The following is a 17,466-nucleotide window of genomic DNA, read 5'->3' as shown; positions in this document are numbered from 1 at the left end:
AGGCAAAAAACCGTGCAAACTCATGGTAGATACAATAGCTCAAACGCCGACAGCCGGCCGCAGGGAACGGCCGGCTGTCGCGCTGGAGGTATGCAGAGAATTCAGCTTCGGGCGATGATTTCGCGCCCGTCGATTTTCATGTGAACGCCAAGTGTGCCGGTGGAGCGGCGCACGAGGAAGCGCGGCCGGCGCTCCGCGAAAAAGGAGTGGCGGCGCCGCGGCTTGACGGGCGCCGTGCGCACGTCGCCCAGATGCTCTTCGAGCGGCCTTGCCACGCCATCGGCTTCGACCATCAACATCGGAATGCGGTATGCCTCTGCCCAGGCGCGCCAGTCGGCGGCAATGTCGGACAGGTCGTGTGCGACGAGCAGCGGAACGCAGAGGTCCGGGTCGTCGTGATGAAGTTCCAGCGTCACTGTAACGTCTCCGTCGCCGTGATCGATCGCGCGAGCCGCGACCCCTTTGAATGCCCGCGCCGGCAGTGCGATCGAAAGCGGCAGGCCGCTCGATGGTAGCACCTTGCGCAGAACTGCGCCACGCTCGTCCAGGCTGATCGTGACATTACCCGTGTGATCGCGCAAAGCGTAGCTTGCTTGCTGTGGAAAGCGCTTCGGATCAAGACGGAGCGTGTTTTCGACCCATGCGGGTTGAGAGAGTGTGTTGCGCATTTCAATCGCCCTTGTTTTCCTTGAGAGCCGGTATCCGGTCTTCTCGTCGGGACTTTTCGTCCTCTATGGCGGGAGAATAGGCGGCCCCCTTTCCGAACGGCTTAAAAATCGCGGTTAAGAAAACTTTGCGTTTTTCGATGGTTAGCAAAAGCCGACCGGCCAGGGTTTCCGTTTCGTCAACGGCGCTGGCAGTTCTGTTCCGATCCGGGCATCGTGGCGCGGATGAGGGGACCCGGCAAAAGCCACACACAAGCCAGTCCTGCAATCATAGCGCGTCAGAATTCTGTTTCGGGGGCCGGTCAAACCTTCCCCGCGTAATCCGGGGCGCCAGGCATGGTATCGACCTATCTCGACTTCAGTCGCATCACACGGGACTTGAGGAGCAGCCTCAACCGGATCGCCCAGCAGCCACAGATCGCGCGCGAGATCGAGTATTATAAAGAGAACATCGGCAAGGTGAAAACTGCCGAGGAGTTTCTCGACGACTACCGTCTCTACTCCTACGCGATGAAGGCGCATGGTCTCGAGGATATGACCTATGCCAAAGCCTTCATGCGCAAGGTCCTGGAAAGCGACCTCTCGGACGATAACAGCTTCGCCAACCGTCTCAACGATGAACGCTACCGTAATTTCGCAGCCGCCTTCAGCTTCAGTTCGTCGAAGCCGGTGGCCCAAACCAGCGCACAGTTGGACGCGCTGATCGGTCTTTACAACGATCGCATCAACAACCTCGACACGGTCATGCGCGGCGAGATGGCTTATTTTGGCGCGGCGATGGATCTGGTCACCGATGTCGATCAGTTTCTCGGTAACGAAAGGCTTCGGGAGTTTGCCTTCCCGCTGTTCGATCTGGACCCCAAGACGTACTCCCACGCAGAAATTCGCAGTGCCTTGACCCGCGAACCAGCGGACCTGATCGCGGACCGAATGGCTGCCGTGGCGAGACAGGACGAAGCGACCAAACTGCGGACGGATCTCGGCAATCGGATTACGGCCCTTCGGGAAATTGACAGCCTCACCGCCCAACTGGCTGACGCGCCCGCTGCCGACAAGCCGGCGATCCAAGCGAAAATCGACGAGCAGAACGCGATCGTTGCCGATCTCGACGCGAGATTGCCGCCACGCGATCAGGCACCAGCGCTGATGGCATCGCTCAAGGACGAACTTGATACGCTCGCCCGCCGTATCCGCGGTGTCGAAACCTACATCAAACTGGCCGAGACCTTCAATTTCAATAGCGATGGCACTGTGCCGGCCGGTGAGAAGGCGATAAGCGACGCAAAGAAGACGATGCTTAACGAGCGCTATGTGTTCACCCGGCCCGGGACTACGCCGCTCGGCTCAGATCGTCTGACCGGGGCTGGAGCGCTTCTCAACAAGGATTACTACGAAGGGAAGATCGGCAGCATCACCAATGTCTCGGACCTCGTCAACGACAGCCGGATATTCACCTACCTCGTGACCGCCTTCGGCTTGTCGTCGACGACGACGGTCAGGTCGACCATCGAAAACATCCTTACCAGCGACATCAATGACCCAAACAGCTACGTCAACAAATTTGGCGTCGGAGATAATGCCGCTTACAAGGACTTGCACGCCGCCTTCAACTTCCAAGCGGACGGCACGCTGCAGCCCGGTAAGACGGCGCAGGACGCCGACCAGATGAAGAAGACGTCCGACGGCTACATGGTGCGCTACAACGACAAGGGCGACGCCGAGGACGCGGCCCAGGCCAAGAGCTTCAAGCTCCTGGTCAATACGATGACGTCGATCGACAGCCTGCTCAACAACAGCAGCATGCGGCAATTCATGCTGCGCGCCTTCGGACTCGAAAACGAGGAGTTGAGCTCGCGAACGCTGAAACGGATTCTGACCAGCGACCTCAATGATCCCAGGAGCTACGCCAATACGCTTCGCGACGAGCGCTACGTGAAGCTCGTCAAGGCGTTCAACTTCAACCCCGACGGTACCCTTGGCGCGCCGAAGCTGGCGCAGAGCCAACCCGATATCATGAACACGGCCAAATCCTATGTCATCGCCATGTCGCGTTTCGGCACGGATGACGAGAAGAAGGCCGCCAAGGAGAAGGCACAGGCGGAAGCGAAGTACTACGCCACCGAGATCGAGAAGGTCGAGACGCTCGACGCCTTTCTCAAAAACCGGCGGCTGGTCGATTTCGCTCTTGTGAGCAGAGGTATTGATCCTGAAACGGTCAAGGTCGGCTATCTCAAGGACATGTTCACGTCCGATCTCAACGATCCCAAGAGTTTCATCAACACCGACCCGGACGGACTGAAGTATCGCGAACTCGTATCGTCGTTCAATTTCGACAAGGACGGCAAGATCGTCCGCGGCGAAGCCGGCCAGATCCAGACCCGGCGCGGCCTCGTCACCACGGCCGATCTCTTCCTCAACCAATCGCTCGAAGAAAGCGAAGGCGCCGACAATGGCGGCATCCGCCTGGCGCTCTATTTCAAGCGCAAGGCCCCGGAGATCAACACGGCCTACGATATCCTGGCCGATCGGGCGCTGTTCGAAGTCATCAAGACGGCCTACAGCATGCCCGAGGGCCTTCAGAACGCCAAGATCGATGCGCAGGCCGCTTATCTTGAGCGCGCCGTCAACATCAAGGATCTGCAGGACCCGGAAAAGCTCGAAAAGCTCTTGCAGCGCTTTACCGCGCTTTATGACGTTGAAAACAACACGGATGTCTCACCCGGCCTGGCGATCCTGACCGGTGCTGGCGGCGGCGGAGTGAGTGCCGAGACGCTCCTGTCGCTCTCGCAACTGCGCACCGGCGGCCGCTAGAGCGGAAGAAGGCTCTAGGTTCAAAGTTCGAGTGCGTCCTTTGTGCGTTCTCTTGAACGCGCAACTCTGGCCAGGGCGCGGTGGGGAGGATTGCGCGCAAACGTCAGTCTGCGCGTAGCACCTTGTCCGGGTTCATGATGTCCGCCGGATCGAAGGCATGCTTGATCCTTTGCATCAGTGCGATCTCGATCGGCGCCCGGACTTCGGCGAGCTCGTCGCGCTTCAGCTGGCCGATACCGTGTTCGGCCGAGATCGAGCCGTTGTAGCTGAGAACGATGCCATGGACGATGGCGTTGATCTCGCGCCAGCGGTCGAGGAAGGCCTGCTTGTCGGCGCCAACAGGCTGCGAGATGTTGTAGTGGATATTGCCGTCGCCCATGTGGCCGAAGGAGCAGATGCGCGCGCCAGGTATCGCTTCCATGACGGCGGCATCCGCCTCTTGCATGAAGGCGGGAATGCTGGAGATGGGCACGGAGACGTCGTGCTTGATCGAGCCACCCTCCGGCTTCTGGGCCGGCGACATGCTCTCGCGCATATGCCAGAGCGCCTTGCCTTGCGCCTCGTTGGCGGCGATCACGGCGTTTTCGATGAGGCCGGCGGCAAAGCCCTGCTCCATCAGATCCTGCACCATCTGCGCGGCGCGTTCGGCAGAATCGGACGTCGAGATATCGATGAGCGTGTACCAGGGGTGGGTCGTCTCCATCGGGTCGCGAACGCCGGGAATGTGTTTCGTCGTGAACTCGACGCCCAGCCGCGGCATCAACTCGAAGCCGGTCAGCGCCGGCCCGCAAAGGCTGGACGCCTTGTCGAAGAGTGCCAGCGCATGCTCGACGCTGCCCACGCCGGCGAAAGCCACCTGGTGTCCGAGCGGCTTTGGAAAAAGCTTGAGCACCGCGCCGGTGATGACACCGAGCGTGCCCTCGGCGCCGATGAAAAGGTCGCGCAGATCGTAGCCGGTATTGTCCTTCTTCAGCCGGCGCAATCCATCCCAGATCTCGCCGGTCGGCAGCACGACCTCGAGGCCGAGGCAGAGCTGGCGCATGTTGCCGTAGGCAAGCACGGCGGTGCCGCCGGCATTGGTGGAGAGATTGCCGCCGATCCGGGCGGAGCCCTCCGAGCCCAGCGACAGCGGAAACAGTCGGTTGTGATCGTCCGCCGCCTTCTGGATGTCGGCGAGGATGCAGCCGGCGTCCGCGACGATGACGTTGCCGACCGGATCGATGTCGCGGATGCGGTTCAACCGTTCGAGCGAAAGCACGATGTCGGCCTTGCCTTCGCGCGGGATCTGCCCGGCGACGTGGCCGGTGTTGCCGCCCTGCGGTACGATCGCCGTGTGTGTCGCGCTGGCGAGCTTCATGATGCGCGCGACCTCGTCGACCGATCCCGGTCGAAGCACCAGCGGCGTCGTGCCGCGGTAAAGCCCTCGGGATTCGACCAGGTAGCGCGCCTTGTCCGCCTCGGCGGTAAACGCGTTGGCGCTGCCGACGATCTCGACGAAAGAGGCGATGAGTTCGGGAGAGGGGAGGGTCGTCATGGGCCTGCCTTCGCGCTGCGCCTTCGGCGCTCTATCCGGTCGGGATCACGATGATCCGCGGACCAATCGCCACGATCATAATGGTGATCGTGGCTGTTGGGACTGGACGCGCGCAAGTTAGCGCGCGCCCTATTCTCGCGGGGCGGCCGCTCTTTGCAGCCGGTCGATAATCGCCTCGCCCAATCCGTCCGAGGGGATCGGCCCGAAGGCAATCGTCGCGGCGCCGCTGGCATCCGCCCGCTTCATGTAGTCGAAAAGGTTGGCAGCGGCTTCCCGGAGATTGCCGGTCGGGCTGAGGTCAAGCACGATCGTCGCCTGTGCCTCGCCGGTGATCCGGCCGCCACCGAAGCGGACCAGTGCCTCGCCTGCGCGCACCTCGACGGCATCGAGCCGCACAGCGGCGCCGGGGGCATAATGAGAGGCGAGCATGCCCGGCGCTTCGATGGTTGCGCCGGCGGTTTCGGGGCGCATCACAGGGAGCCCGAGCAGAGTTTCGATTTCGGCCGCATCAAGCCCGCCGGGCCGAAGCAGGCGGATCTCGTCGCCGTCGACCTTGATGATCGTCGACTCCAGCCCGATCTGAGCTGGACCGGCATCGAGGATCAGTCTCAGCTTGTTGCCGAGATCGGCTTCGACGTGAGCGGCGCTGGTCGGGCTGATTTTGCCAGACGTGTTGGCGCTTGGGGCGGCGAGGGGCCGCGCGAAACGGGCGATCACCCGGCGCGAAAAGCCGTCGGGCATGCGGATGCCGAGCGTGTCGAGACCGGCCGAAGCGAGCGCGTGAACGGTGCTGTCGGCGCGTTGCGGCAGGATCAGCGTCAACGGGCCTGGCCAGAAGGCCTCCGCCAAGCGTCGGGAAATCGGATCAAAGCGCACATGGACTTCAGCCATCGCCATGTCGGAAACATGCGAGATGAGCGGATTGAAGCGGGGCCGTCCCTTCATCTCGTAGATGCGGCTGATTGCATCCGGATTGGTCGCGTCAGCGGCAAGCCCGTAGACCGTCTCGGTCGGAATGGCGACCGGTTCGCCTTCGGCAAGAACGGTGCAGGCACGCTCGATCGCGCGCTCCGGTTCTCTGCCTGTGTCGATGATGTCAGCCATGCCGTTTCCTTTCCGTCGCTTCCTTAACGGACGCGCCGGGAAAACAGAACGATTTTCTTCGCGTGACCGGGGCTCAGGGCTCAGAGGCTGCGAATGATGCGGCGCAGCGCGGCGTCCCGGGCGCCGAGCATCAGCACGTTCTTCAGTGCGACCTTGGGGTCGTCAGTGCGGAACAGGAGCCCATTGTCGCGGACGTTGCGGTTGATGACCATCTGCCCGCCTTCGCTGTCCGGCTCGATGGCGACGGCGAAGTACATGCGCGAGTAGCCGCTCTGGATGCGGTCGAAGAAGTGCGTTTCGTCGCCGAGGTCGCTGAAGAAATTGGCGAAGTAGAAGGACCAGGTGATGTCCTTGGACGGCGTGACGGGCGTTCGCGCGGCGGTCACGTGACAATAGCCAAGGTGCGGCCGCCCGGCGAGGGTGCGGTGGAAGATCATCTTGGGAAACTGGATCGAGGTGTGGAAACCGTTGATCCGCTTGTGCGTGGTGTCGCCGGCAGTCGTGAGCTTCTTGCCCGTCCTGTCTGCGACCTCCTCATAGCTCAAGTAGCGGCGTTCGCTCGCAACCCATTGGCGGCGAGTGATCCGTCCTGTGCGCAGGAACTCGGTGTGAACTGCCGTTTTCGGCATGACTGCCGGCGGCTTCTCGGCCGCCGCATCGTAGTATCTGAACTTTGCCATGATCGTCAGCGCGCCATCTGCCTGCCTGCCGGACCTGTCGTCCGCCGCGCAAGGCTAATGGTTTATGGTTAATGAAAGATTTCCTTTCGGCGCTCGGCCAATTCATCCCGCTGTTGGACGGTATGTCGCAAACGGGCGAAACTCTTCCGTGCCCGCGGCATGCCTGGCCTAAAACGCGGCAAATGCTCAAGCTTTAATCTATCTGTCTGTTTACAAAAGAAAATATCTGCGAGTTCGGCTCTGGAAAAGAGTTTTTTCCGTGTCGCCATTCTGGAATTGGATGTCGCTATTCGGCAGCTCCCGGAAGGCCTTCCGCGCTTACATATCGCTACTCAAGGTGCCGCCTTTAGGGAGGGCGGAGAATTGGGAAGCCGGTCAAATCCCGGCGCTGCCCCCGCAACGGTGGTGGAGCGAAAGCCTCGGCAGAAGGCCACTGGACGGTTTCGTCCGGGAAGGCGCCGGGCTGGTCCGCAAAGGACGGCTCCTGAGCCCGGAAACCAGCCTTGACGGACATAACCGTAACGGGTTGCGGCGGGCAGCCGGATCGGAGCCTCAAACGCATGGGCGTGCGCCTGTGTGGGTTCCTGTCCTGCCTCTCCGAAACATGGCGCATGAGGACAGGACATGGACACCAGGAACGATATGCTTCGCAAGCTCAAGGGCAAGCGAGACGGCTACAGCCTCGATCGGGCCTTCTACATCGATCCCGATTACTACCGGCAGGATCTGGAAAACATCTGGTACAGGGATTGGCTGTTCATTGGCCATGACTGCGAGATCCCGCGGGCCGGCAACTATTTCACCGTTCAGGTCGGCGACTTTCCCGTCGTGATAACCCGTGATCGTCAGGGCACGGTCCGCGCATTGCACAACTCCTGCCGTCACCGCGGCTCGCGTGTCTGCACGCAAGCAAAGGGTTCGTCGGCAAAGCTTGTCTGTCCCTACCACCAGTGGACCTATGAGCTTGACGGCTCACTGCTCTTTGCGCGCCAAATGGGCGAGGATTTCGACAAGGCGGCCCACAGCCTGAAGCCGATTCATTGCGAAACGGTCGGCGGCTACATCTTCATCAACCTGTCGGAAAAGCCGGCGGATTTCGCGGCGTTTCGTGAGTTGGCATTGCCCTATCTTGCGCCGCATCGCCTCGGCGAAACCAAGGTCGCCTTCGAAAGCACGATCGTCGAAAAGGGCAACTGGAAGCTCGTCTGGGAAAATAACCGCGAGTGCTACCATTGTGCCGCCAACCATCCTGAACTCTGCCGGACCTATCCCGAGGCGCCGACCGCGACCGGCGTTCAGGGCGCCAAGGACGATCCGGTCATCGCCGCCCACTGGGCAAAATGCGAGGCGGACGGGCTGCCGAGCGAGTTCCGGATGTCGCCGACTGGCCAGTTCCGCGCCGCCCGGATGCCGCTGATCGACAATGCCGAAAGCTACACCATGTCGGGCGCGCGCGCCGTCAGGCAGGCGCTGTCGGCCGATGTGCATCAAAAGCAGATCGGCACGCTCCTGATGTTCCACTATCCGACGACCTGGAACCATGTGCTTGCCGACCACGCCATCACCTTCCGGGTGTTGCCGCTTGGGCCTGAACTAACGCAGGTGACGACAAAGTGGCTGGTCCACAAGGATGCGGTCGAGGGTGTCGACTACAACCTCGAAGACCTGACGCATGTCTGGACCGAGACCAATGACCAGGATCGCCAGATCGTCGAGGAAAACGCCTTCGGCATCCGCTCACCGGCCTATGAGCCTGGCCCCTATTCGCCCGAGCACGAGGGTGGCGTGATGCAGTTCGTCGAATGGTACTGCAAGTTCATGGAGCAGCGCCTTGAGGGCGATGCGGCTCCGCTTTCAAGGGTCGCCTGACATGCAGATGGCATCCTCCTTCCACCATTTCGACGCGCTGCATGTCTGGATCGACCGGCAGCAGATGCTGGAATGCACATCGGCTGTCGTCGAGACCGCCGATGTCATGACCTTCACCTTCCGCGCCGAAAAGCCGGCCTGGTTCCGCTACCTGCCCGGCCAGTTCGTCACCCTCGAACTGCCGGTCGCCGACGAGCCGGTCATGCGCACCTACACGCTGTCGTCGACGCCTTCGCGGCCGCTGTCGATCGCCGTGACGGTGAAGGCGCAGGCCGACAGCATCGGTACCCGCTGGATGTTCGATCATCTGAAGCCCGGAATGACGCTCCGCGCCTTCGGCCCGCTCGGCGATTTCAGCTTCGTCCGACATCCGGGCGACAAGTATCTGTTCATCTCCGCCGGCTCTGGCATCACCCCGATGATGTCGATGACGCGCTGGATGGCCGACTGTGTGCCGGAAACCGATGTCACCTTCATCTCCTGTGCCCGCCGGCCGGAGGATCTGCTGTTCCGCTCCGAACTCGAGGTGCTGGCCACCCAGATGTCCGGGCTGAACCTCGGCTTCATCGTCGAGGGACATGAAGCGCGCCACGGCTGGCATGGCCTGCGCGGTCGCATCGACGGCGCGAAGCTGCCGCTGCTTGCGCCGGATTTCATGGAGCGCACCGTGTTTTGCTGCGGTCCGGAACCGTTCATGCGCGGCGTGCGCGAAATGCTGAAGACGGCTGGTTTCGACATGAGCCGCTATCACGAGGAGAGCTTTCAGCCGGCGGCGGCTCCGGCGGCCGAAGAGATCGCCGTGCGCGCCGGCGCGAGCGACGACGGCGAGGTCCAGGCGGCCAAGATCGCCTTCACCATGAGCGGCAAGGAGATTGAGGCCAAGCCTGGCCAGACGATCCTGCAGGCGGCACGCGCCAACGGTGTGCGCATCGGCGCCGCCTGCGAAGGCGGTATCTGCGGCACCTGCCGGGTGATGAAGGTCGCCGGCGAGGTGGAGATGAACCACAATGGCGGCATTCTCGATGACGAGATCGACGAAGGCTACATCCTTGCCTGCTGCTCGCGGCCGCTCGGAGATGTGCAGATCGAGGCCTGAACGTCGATCTGCGTAGGGGTAGCGTCAGGGTTTCAGGGGCACGTTATTGCGCATTGCTGCATAGGGGCAGCTTGACCGCGACGCGCCGCAGGCTGTCGGTAAGGGCAGCCGCTTCGGCGCATCCGCGCCGGGTGACGTCATCGGCAGCGGTTGCCACGTGCAGGGCGCGCTCCTGGCGGGCAAAATCGATCGAGCCGGTGACCATGCTGTCGACGCCGCTGCCGGCGCCGCCTGTCGCTTCCGCGCGGCTGACGAGCAATGGCGCCTGTTCGATTGTTGCCGTCGCGCGGGCGGTCGCACGCGCACCGGTTCCTTCTTCGACCTTCGCGACGAGGATCAGCGGAAGCGGTTTTTCCGGAAGCAGCGCGCCCTGCGCCCAGATCGCCTTCAGAGCGAGCGGCGACATCGCCGCGACATTGACATCAATATCGTCAAGCGTGCCCGGCACCCGATAGGGGCAGCGCCTCTTGCCGCAGTTGATGCCCGAGGAGAACTGCCAAAGCGCATAGCTCTCCCAGTTGCCCATCGGGAAGACCTGGCGGATATCGGGCTTATAGCGCGCATACCAGAGCGGCAGGCGCGACAAAAGCCGGTGCTTGGCGCGGTGCGTCGCAATATATTTGGCGGTGATGTGATTGGTGTAGAGGATAGGGTAGCGCCCGGTCCGGGTCTTGATGTGGCCGGCGAAGACGGCAGCATCCTCGAGCGACATGTATTTGTCCGGATCGAGGCCCTCGACATCGAGCACCATCAACTCGTCGTCACGCGGCTCGGCATAGTCGAGGAAGTGGTTCGCCTGATCTACGGGATTGCCTGGCCGAGCGAGGTGATAGGCGCCCCAGAGCAGCTTGTGCGAGCGGGCGATCATGCGGCGTGTCTGGTAAAGCTCGCGGCTGACGGCGTATTTGCGCCACATGGTCTTGCAGTGGGCGAACGTGTCGCCATTGTGGTCGCCGGTGCAGGAGAAGCTTTCGGGCAGGCCGTCGGAGGCCTTGGCGATGAAGCCGGAAACGCGCTTATCCGAAAGCATCGTTTCCCAGTCGATGCTGTTCATCTCGTAGGCATCGACGACGATGGCGTTCGATTTGGTCTTCCATGGCTCCAGTTCACCGGCGCGAGCGATCGTCGCCGCGAAAGCCAGACCTAGAAAGGTCGCGAGGCGCAGAATCATCCGTGTCGTGGAGATACACCGCTTTGCCATTCTCTGAGATTGCCGACAGTATCGTTAACGCATCGTAAATCCCAGCCCCCGTGCGCGACTGTGCGGGAGCCGGGCGCGAATGTATACCGATCTGCGGCTGTATATGAGTGATGTCTTACATGATGGCGTTGTATCGATCCGCCGATCTCTGCCGACGTGTGGGCGACGCGAGGCAGAAGCCCTTCTTTGCCAACCCGCTGACATCCGTGCGCCTGCGATGTGACGCGGCTCCGGTCGAACGAGACCGGAAGATGGAACAAAACCGGTGTCTTATGCGTTGTCGAGCGATTTCGGATTTCCCGGCTGAGGGGCATCTCGGGAACCGCGTTTGATCCCGGTGAAATCATGCTGAGGTTGAAATGGCAGTTGCGGCACGGATTTCTCGGGCCCTGTTCGAGCGTGCTTTCGGTGATGGAGGGATTGACGAAGAGTTTCTTGAAGACCGGGACGAAAAGGTGGCTTTGCTCGATGATAGCCGCCGCGGCGCTGGTGACGTCGGCCGCACCGTCGCTGGCGTTTATGCCGGCACCGCCGCGGGTGGAGCAGCAGAGCGAGGCGGTGAACGTCCAGTATCGCCGTCCGGGCATGGAGCGTCGCGGCGGCTATTACTATTACAACGGCTATCGCGGCTATAACTATCGCCGCCCCGGCTATCGTTACTATAACGGCTGGTGGTATCCGATGGCGGCGTTTGGCGCCGGCGTGATCATCGGTGGGGCGATCGCCCAGCCGCCGCGTTACACGCGTCCCGCTCCTGCCTATGGCAGCCGCCATGTGCAGTGGTGCTACGATCGCTATCGCTCCTACAGGGCCTCAGACAATACCTACCAGCCCTATGGCGGCCCGCGCCAGCAGTGCTACTCGCCCTATAGCTGAGGTCGACAAGGGCCGGGGCTTCCGCTTCCGGCCCTTTCTCTGACAATCAGAGTATGCCGATCCGCCTCAGGATCCACCAGGCAAGTCCCATGGAAAGCGCGATGAACAGCGCTGCATAGAGCGTGCCGGTGCCATCGGCGAAGGGCAGGGCGCCGGTGTTCATGCCGAAGAAGCCGGTGACGAGGGTCGGCGGCAACAAGAAGGCGGTCATCAGCGACAGGATATAGAGGTGCCGGTTGGTCTCCGAGGAGATCTTGCTGTCGATTTCCTCGTGCAGCAGTCGCGCCCGCTCCTGGAGTGCGAAGACGTCGCGGTCGACCGCTTCGAGCCGGTCGGACAGTCGCTCGGCCGCATCGATGAAACCCGGCGGCACCTCGTCCTCGTCCGACGCGGCGGCGCGCCTCAACAAGGCGAGAATCGTGCGCAGATGCCGGTGAAGCCTGACGACCGTGCGCCGCAACGGCGCCAGGCCCGGCTGCTGGCGATGCCCGGCTTCGCCATAGACGTGATCCTCGATGACGTTCAGATCCTCGGTCAGTTCGAGAACCAGCGAGATCAGCGTGCGCTGGAACTCGACCACGATCATCTCGAAGAGATCGATCGGGCGCGCGCATTTTGAGCTCTTTTCCACCGCCGCCTTGACCCGGTCGATGCTGCGCAAGGGATGCAGTCGGGTGGTAATGATGATCCGGTCGCTGACGGCGAAATGCAGCCAGCCGATCGTCTTCGTCACCGCATCGAAGGTGCGCTCGAAGTCGACGAGCGTCCCGTGTACGATATCGTCCGAAACGGTGATCGCGGCCTGGGTGTCGTGGCTGGTCAGCGTCGCGACCGCGAGCGGCGGCAGGTTGCTGATCCGCTCGATGAGAGCCGGCGTTCGCGCATCGGAGAGCGCCAGATGAACCCACACCCATCCTTCACCGGACTGCAGGCTGTCGATCGAAGCGTCCGTGGCGATGCGCTGGCAGCGGCTTTCGCCGGGCAGGAAACGATAGGCCCAGACGATGCCGGGTATTTCGGGGGAAATCAGGTTCATCGGAACGCCTTGGCAAAAGCCTTATGCCTTGGCTTCTATGCGCCGTTGATGACAGTTTTGTTACAGTCGGACACGGCGTCGCGTTCCTAAAGGCGTGCGGGATTGACGTTGACGTTTACGTAAAAATCAATAGTGTTCGGCGCAACGAGGATGCGCTCTCGCGCGACCTGGCTATCTGGGAGGATCATCATGTACAAGGCACCCGTCGACGAGATCGCGTTCACGCTGAAACACGTGGCAGGCATGGGCGACGCGCTGCAATCGGGCGCGCTTGGCGACCTCGGCGAGGACCTTGTTGATGCCATCCTCTCGGAAGCCGGCCGGTTCGCAACCGACGAGGTCGCGCCGCTCGGTGACGTCGGCGACAAGCAGGGCTCGCGGCTCGTCGGAGGCAAGGTTGAGACCCCGGATGGCTGGCGCGACCTTTATCACAACTGGATCGGCGGCGGCTGGAACGGGCTGACGGCGCCGGAAGAGTTTGGTGGCCAGAACCTGCCGCACATGCTGCACGTCGCCGCCATGGAAATGTGGAACGCCGGCTCCATGGCCTTTGCGCTCGGGCCCACGCTCACCATGGGCGCGGTCGAAGCGTTGGAAAAGCATGGCTCCGAGACGCTGAAGGCCACCTATCTGCCGAAGATGGTTTCCGGCGAATGGACCGGCACGATGAACCTCACGGAGCCGCATGCCGGCTCCGACCTCGGTGTGCTCAAAACCCGCGCCGAGCGTCGTGACGATGGCAGCTACCGCATCTTCGGCCAGAAGATCTTCATCACCTGGGGCGAGCACGACTTCACCGATAACATCGTCCATCTGGTCCTGGCGCGGCTTCCCGATGCGCCGGCCGGCACCCGGGGCATTTCGCTGTTCCTCGTTCCGAAGTTCCTGGTCAATGCGGATGGATCGCTCGGGGAGCGCAACGACCTCTTCTGCCACTCGCTCGAACACAAGCTCGGCATCCACGGTTCTCCGACCTGCACGATGATCTATGGCGACGGCAAGTTCGGCACTGAAAAGGGCGCGATCGGTTACCTGATCGGCGAGGAAAACCGTGGCCTCGCCTGCATGTTCACGATGATGAACAACGCCCGCCTTGCCGTCGGCATGCAGGGCGTCGCCATCGCTGACGCCGCCACCCAGAAGGCGATCGCTTTCGCCAAGGAACGGACCCAGGGCAAGGCGCCCGGCTGGGCCGGGCAGGGCATGAGCCCGATCATCGAGCACCCCGATGTCGCCCGCACGCTTTTGACGATGAAGGCGCTGACGCAAGGCTCGCGTGCGATCTCCTACGCCTGTGCCCACGCCGTCGACATGGCGCAAGCGGCCGAAGGCGAGAAAGCAAAATACTGGCAGGAGCGCTCCAGCCTGCTGACGCCGATCGCCAAATCCTTCTCGACCGATGCCGGCGTCGACGTCGCCTCGATGGGCATCCAGGTCCATGGCGGCATGGGTTTCATCGAGGAAACCGGTGCCGCCCGCTACCTGCGCGACGCTCGCATCGCCCCGATTTATGAAGGCACCAACGGCATCCAGGCGATCGACCTTGTCACTCGCAAGCTGCCGCTCTCGGACGGTGGGCATGTGCGCGGCTTCATCGCAGAACTGCGAGAGCTTGGCGATGCCGTGCGAGCGTCGAACCGGAGTGGCTTCGGCGAGACGGCAGTTCGCCTCGATGCGGCGCTTGACGACCTCTCCGAGGCCACAGAATGGCTGATCGCAGCCGTCGCTGGCGGGAAGCTCACCGAAGCGCTCGCTGGCGCCACCGCCTACCAGCGCCTGTTCGGCCTGGCGCTGACTGGCGCCTATCTCGCCAAGGGTGGTCTGGCCGAAGCGGCCGACGGTAAGGAAGATCAGCGCATCGCGCTTTGCCGCTTCACCGCGGAAAACCTTCTGGCGGAAACCGCTGCCTTGAAGGATCGTGTCGTCAACGGCGCCGACAGCCTGGCCGTCGCCCGCGCCGTTCTCGCTTGAGAGGAATTGTCATGACCGACCACGTGCTCATCGAGCGACCGGAAGCCTATCCCGGTGTCCAGGTGATCCGCTTCAACCGACCGGAAAAGAAGAACGCCATCACCCGCGACATGTACGCGAAGATGACCAATGCGCTGACGGTCGCCTCAAGCGATCCGGCCGTGCGCGCCACCGCTTTCCTGGGTACGGACGGCTGTTTCTCGGCTGGCAACGACATGGCGGATTTTCTTGCTTTCGCCATGGGCGGCTCCATGGGCGTGGAGGTGATCGAGTTTCTGAAGGCGCTCGCGACCGCAGCCAAGCCCATCGTCTCGGGCGTCGATGGCCTCGCGATCGGCATCGGCACGACGATCCATCTCCATTGCGACCTGACGATTTCCTCCGAACGCTCGCTGTTTAAGACGCCCTTCGTCGACCTGGCGCTGGTGCCTGAGGCCGCCTCGAGCCTGATCGCCCCTCGCATCATGGGCCACCAGCGCGCCTTTGCATTGTTGGCCGCGGGCGAACCACTCGACGCCAGGGGCGCGCTGGATGCGGGGCTGATTTGGAAGATCGTCGACCAGGATGCCGTGGAGAGTGAAACGCTGGCGCTTGCTGCCCGTCTTGCCAAGAAGCCGCCGGAGGCGCTTCGCATCGCCCGCGATCTCGTCCGCGGCGACCGCAGCGATGTCCTGGCACGCATCGACGAGGAGGCGAAACACTTCGCAGCGCAGTTGAAAAGCGCCGAAGCGCGTGCGGCCTTCGAGGCCTTCATGCGCCGCTGACACATTCGCTCCGCACATTTGCGAGGTGAGATACGGGTGCCCTTGTGGCGCCCGTTTGCGTTCGGGGGCAATGTCCTAGCCTCCGGAGGGTAAAGATCGCGTTGCCGCCGGCATCGCGAACTTGCATAGATCAATTTTAATTTGTTCTTAAATAGCGATCGCTAGCGTGCGGCGCGATAGGCCTATCCTCATTTCGAGTGGCCCCAGCCGCATGAAGCATGGCTGGCTCCGCCTTCTGGCATGTTCAACGTTTTCCGTAGACATCTGCGCGCCGTCATCCTGACGGACGAGGGATGCTGCGCGAAAATCATTAAGAGCTCATGTCCGGCGGCCACCGCCGGCACCCATTGGGAGCCCATCTTGTCCAAGCGATCGAACCTCATGACGCGCATTCTGGTTGCCGCGTCCTGTGTCGTCGTCGGCGCCTTTGCCGGCTTTTCCGTTTACATCGACACGCTGCAGCGTGGCACCACCACCAAGGCCGTCGAGGAGAACATTGCCTCCTCCGGCACGCAGGCCGCCCAGAGCGTCGCCAAGTGGCTGAACGGCCGCGTCACGCTGACGGCGATGGTGGCCGACGCCACCGGCAACCTCGCAGACGACGGCGCTATCCAGCCGATCCTGAAGAATGACGTTCTCACCAGCGAATTCATGTCGACCTACGTCGGCAACGAGAGCGGCAAGTTCATCACCTGGCCCGACAATCCGATGCCGGCCGGCTACGACCCGCGCCAGCGTCCCTGGTATCAGCAGGCGGTCAAGGCCGACGCCCGCGTGCTGACCGAGCCCTATGTCGACGCCTCCAGCGGCGCGCTGATCATCAGCGCCGCCGTGCCGGTCAAGCGCGACGGCAAGCTCTATGGCGTTGCCGCCAGCGACTTTTCGCTCGATACGCTGGTGTCGATGATCAAGGGCGTCGACGTCGGCGGCGAAGGTTTTGCCTTCCTCGCCAGCAAGGACGGCCAGATCCTCGTCCACCCGGATGCCAAGCTCGTCACCAAGTCGCTCGCCGACGCTTTCCCGGTCGACACGCCGACGATTGGCTCGGGTATCATGAACACCGAGCTCGGCGGCAAGCCGATGCTGGTGAGCTTCGTTCCGGTGCAGGGCCTTCCCTCGGTCGAATGGTATGTCGGCTTCGTCATCGACGCCGACGCTGCCTATTCCGCAATCGACCAGTTCCGCATCGCAGCCACCATCGCCACGATCCTCGCCGTCGGCGTGATGCTCGTCTTCCTCGCGACCTTCCTCAACCGCCTCGTCATTCGTCCGGTGACGGACATGACCGGTGCGATGGAGAAGCTTGCGGCCGGCAACCACCACGTCGAGATCCCCGGCGAAGACCGTCGCGACCAGATCGGCTCGATGGCCGCCGCCGTCGCCGTCTTCAAGGCCAATGCCGTCGAACGCGCCCGTCTCGAAAGCGAAGCGGACGCGAACCGTTCGCTGTCGGAGCGCGAACGCCTGGAGCGCGAGGCGCAGAAGGCGCGTGATGCCGCCGAAGTGCAGCAGGCCGTCGATGGTCTCGCGGCCGGTCTTGGCCGTCTTGCCGAAGGCGATCTCGCCTACCGCATTGACAACCCGTTCTCCGACCGTCTCGACCGTCTGCGCGCCGACTTCAACAACTCGGTCGCCAAGCTGCATGACACGCTCTGCGCTGTTGGCGCCAATGCCCGCGGCATCGATGCCGGCGCGGCGGAAATCCGCTCGGCCGCCGACGATCTCGCCCGCCGCACCGAACAGCAGGCGGCCTCGGTCGAAGAGACGGCGGCAGCGCTTGAAGAGATCACCACGACCGTCAAGGACTCCGCCCGCCGGGCAGAAGAAGTCGGCGCGCTCGTTGCCCGCACCCGTGCGGG

13 protein-coding genes and 1 riboswitch are annotated in these 17,466 nt (G+C 62.7%); of the genes, 7 read left to right on the top strand and 6 right to left on the bottom strand.

Translation table 11 applies throughout. The annotated features are described in order from the left end of the window. Positions 1–101 precede the first annotated feature (101 nt). Positions 102–668 carry a DUF6101 family protein gene (locus BBX50_RS14230; RefSeq protein ID WP_065775983.1) on the bottom strand — a complete coding sequence of 189 codons (567 nt, stop codon included), beginning with the start codon at positions 666–668 and terminating at the stop codon, positions 102–104. A gap of 333 nt (positions 669–1,001) precedes the next feature. Here BBX50_RS14230 and BBX50_RS14225 point away from each other — a divergent pair, with 333 nt between their 5' ends. Next, positions 1,002–3,476: a DUF1217 domain-containing protein gene (locus tag BBX50_RS14225; protein WP_065775982.1), complete on the top strand. Its 2,475-nt coding sequence runs from the start codon at positions 1,002–1,004 to the stop codon at positions 3,474–3,476. A 103-nt stretch (positions 3,477–3,579) separates the two neighbouring features. Here the strand turns inward: BBX50_RS14225 and BBX50_RS14220 are convergent, their stop codons facing one another. From BBX50_RS14220 to BBX50_RS14210, 3 genes are all read right to left on the bottom strand, one after another. After that, on the bottom strand, positions 3,580–5,010 hold the full coding sequence (locus BBX50_RS14220; RefSeq protein WP_065775981.1) for an FAD-binding oxidoreductase: 1,431 nt from the start codon (positions 5,008–5,010) through the stop codon (positions 3,580–3,582). Positions 5,011–5,139: 129 nt separating this feature from the next. Further along, positions 5,140–6,114 carry an L-threonylcarbamoyladenylate synthase gene (locus BBX50_RS14215; protein ID WP_065775980.1) on the bottom strand — a complete coding sequence of 325 codons (975 nt, stop codon included), beginning with the start codon at positions 6,112–6,114 and terminating at the stop codon, positions 5,140–5,142. Between the two features lie 80 nt (positions 6,115–6,194). Further along, entirely contained in the window at positions 6,195–6,794 is a 600-nt protein-coding gene (locus BBX50_RS14210; protein WP_065775979.1) for a DUF6656 family protein, read from the bottom strand. Between the two features lie 318 nt (positions 6,795–7,112). Further along, positions 7,113–7,315, top strand: a riboswitch (cobalamin riboswitch). A 103-nt stretch (positions 7,316–7,418) separates the two neighbouring features. Here BBX50_RS14210 and BBX50_RS14205 point away from each other — a divergent pair. Beyond that, positions 7,419–8,663 (top strand): aromatic ring-hydroxylating dioxygenase subunit alpha, encoded by a 1,245-nt coding sequence (locus BBX50_RS14205; protein WP_065775978.1) that lies wholly within the window; start codon positions 7,419–7,421, stop codon positions 8,661–8,663. A gap of 1 nt (position 8,664) precedes the next feature. After that, a complete protein-coding gene (locus tag BBX50_RS14200) occupies positions 8,665–9,759 on the top strand; it encodes a hybrid-cluster NAD(P)-dependent oxidoreductase (protein WP_065776048.1) in 1,095 nt (364 codons plus the stop codon). Positions 9,760–9,802: 43 nt separating this feature from the next. Here BBX50_RS14200 and BBX50_RS14195 read toward each other — a convergent pair whose 3' ends face one another. Continuing rightward, positions 9,803–10,960, bottom strand: a complete 1,158-nt coding sequence (locus BBX50_RS14195; RefSeq protein WP_083213686.1) for a GH25 family lysozyme — start codon at positions 10,958–10,960, stop codon at positions 9,803–9,805. Between the two features lie 468 nt (positions 10,961–11,428). On the opposite strand from BBX50_RS14195, the gene BBX50_RS14190 reads away from it, so the two are divergent. Next, positions 11,429–11,836 carry a BA14K family protein gene (locus BBX50_RS14190; protein WP_244513157.1) on the top strand — a complete coding sequence of 136 codons (408 nt, stop codon included), beginning with the start codon at positions 11,429–11,431 and terminating at the stop codon, positions 11,834–11,836. Positions 11,837–11,882: 46 nt separating this feature from the next. On the opposite strand, the gene BBX50_RS14185 is transcribed toward BBX50_RS14190, so the two are convergent. Further along, positions 11,883–12,872, bottom strand: coding sequence for a transporter (locus tag BBX50_RS14185; protein WP_065775976.1), 990 nt, complete (start codon positions 12,870–12,872; stop codon positions 11,883–11,885). A gap of 189 nt (positions 12,873–13,061) precedes the next feature. On the opposite strand from BBX50_RS14185, the gene BBX50_RS14180 reads away from it, so the two are divergent. From BBX50_RS14180 to mcpU, 3 genes are all read left to right on the top strand, one after another. After that, positions 13,062–14,843 carry an acyl-CoA dehydrogenase gene (locus tag BBX50_RS14180; RefSeq protein ID WP_065775975.1) on the top strand — a complete coding sequence of 594 codons (1,782 nt, stop codon included), beginning with the start codon at positions 13,062–13,064 and terminating at the stop codon, positions 14,841–14,843. A gap of 11 nt (positions 14,844–14,854) precedes the next feature. Further along, complete coding sequence (locus BBX50_RS14175; protein WP_065775974.1) at positions 14,855–15,607, top strand: crotonase/enoyl-CoA hydratase family protein; 753 nt, start codon at positions 14,855–14,857, stop codon at positions 15,605–15,607. A 381-nt stretch (positions 15,608–15,988) separates the two neighbouring features. Then, a partial coding sequence (gene mcpU / locus BBX50_RS14170) for a methyl-accepting chemotaxis protein McpU (protein WP_244513159.1) occupies positions 15,989–17,466 on the top strand: 1,478 nt, incomplete at its 3' end.

This window comes from Ensifer sp. LC11, from assembly GCF_001695835.1.
Lineage (GTDB): Bacteria > Pseudomonadota > Alphaproteobacteria > Rhizobiales > Rhizobiaceae > Ensifer.
Note: the sequence above shows the minus strand (reverse complement) of the source record. Positions and strands in the feature narration are given on the sequence as shown.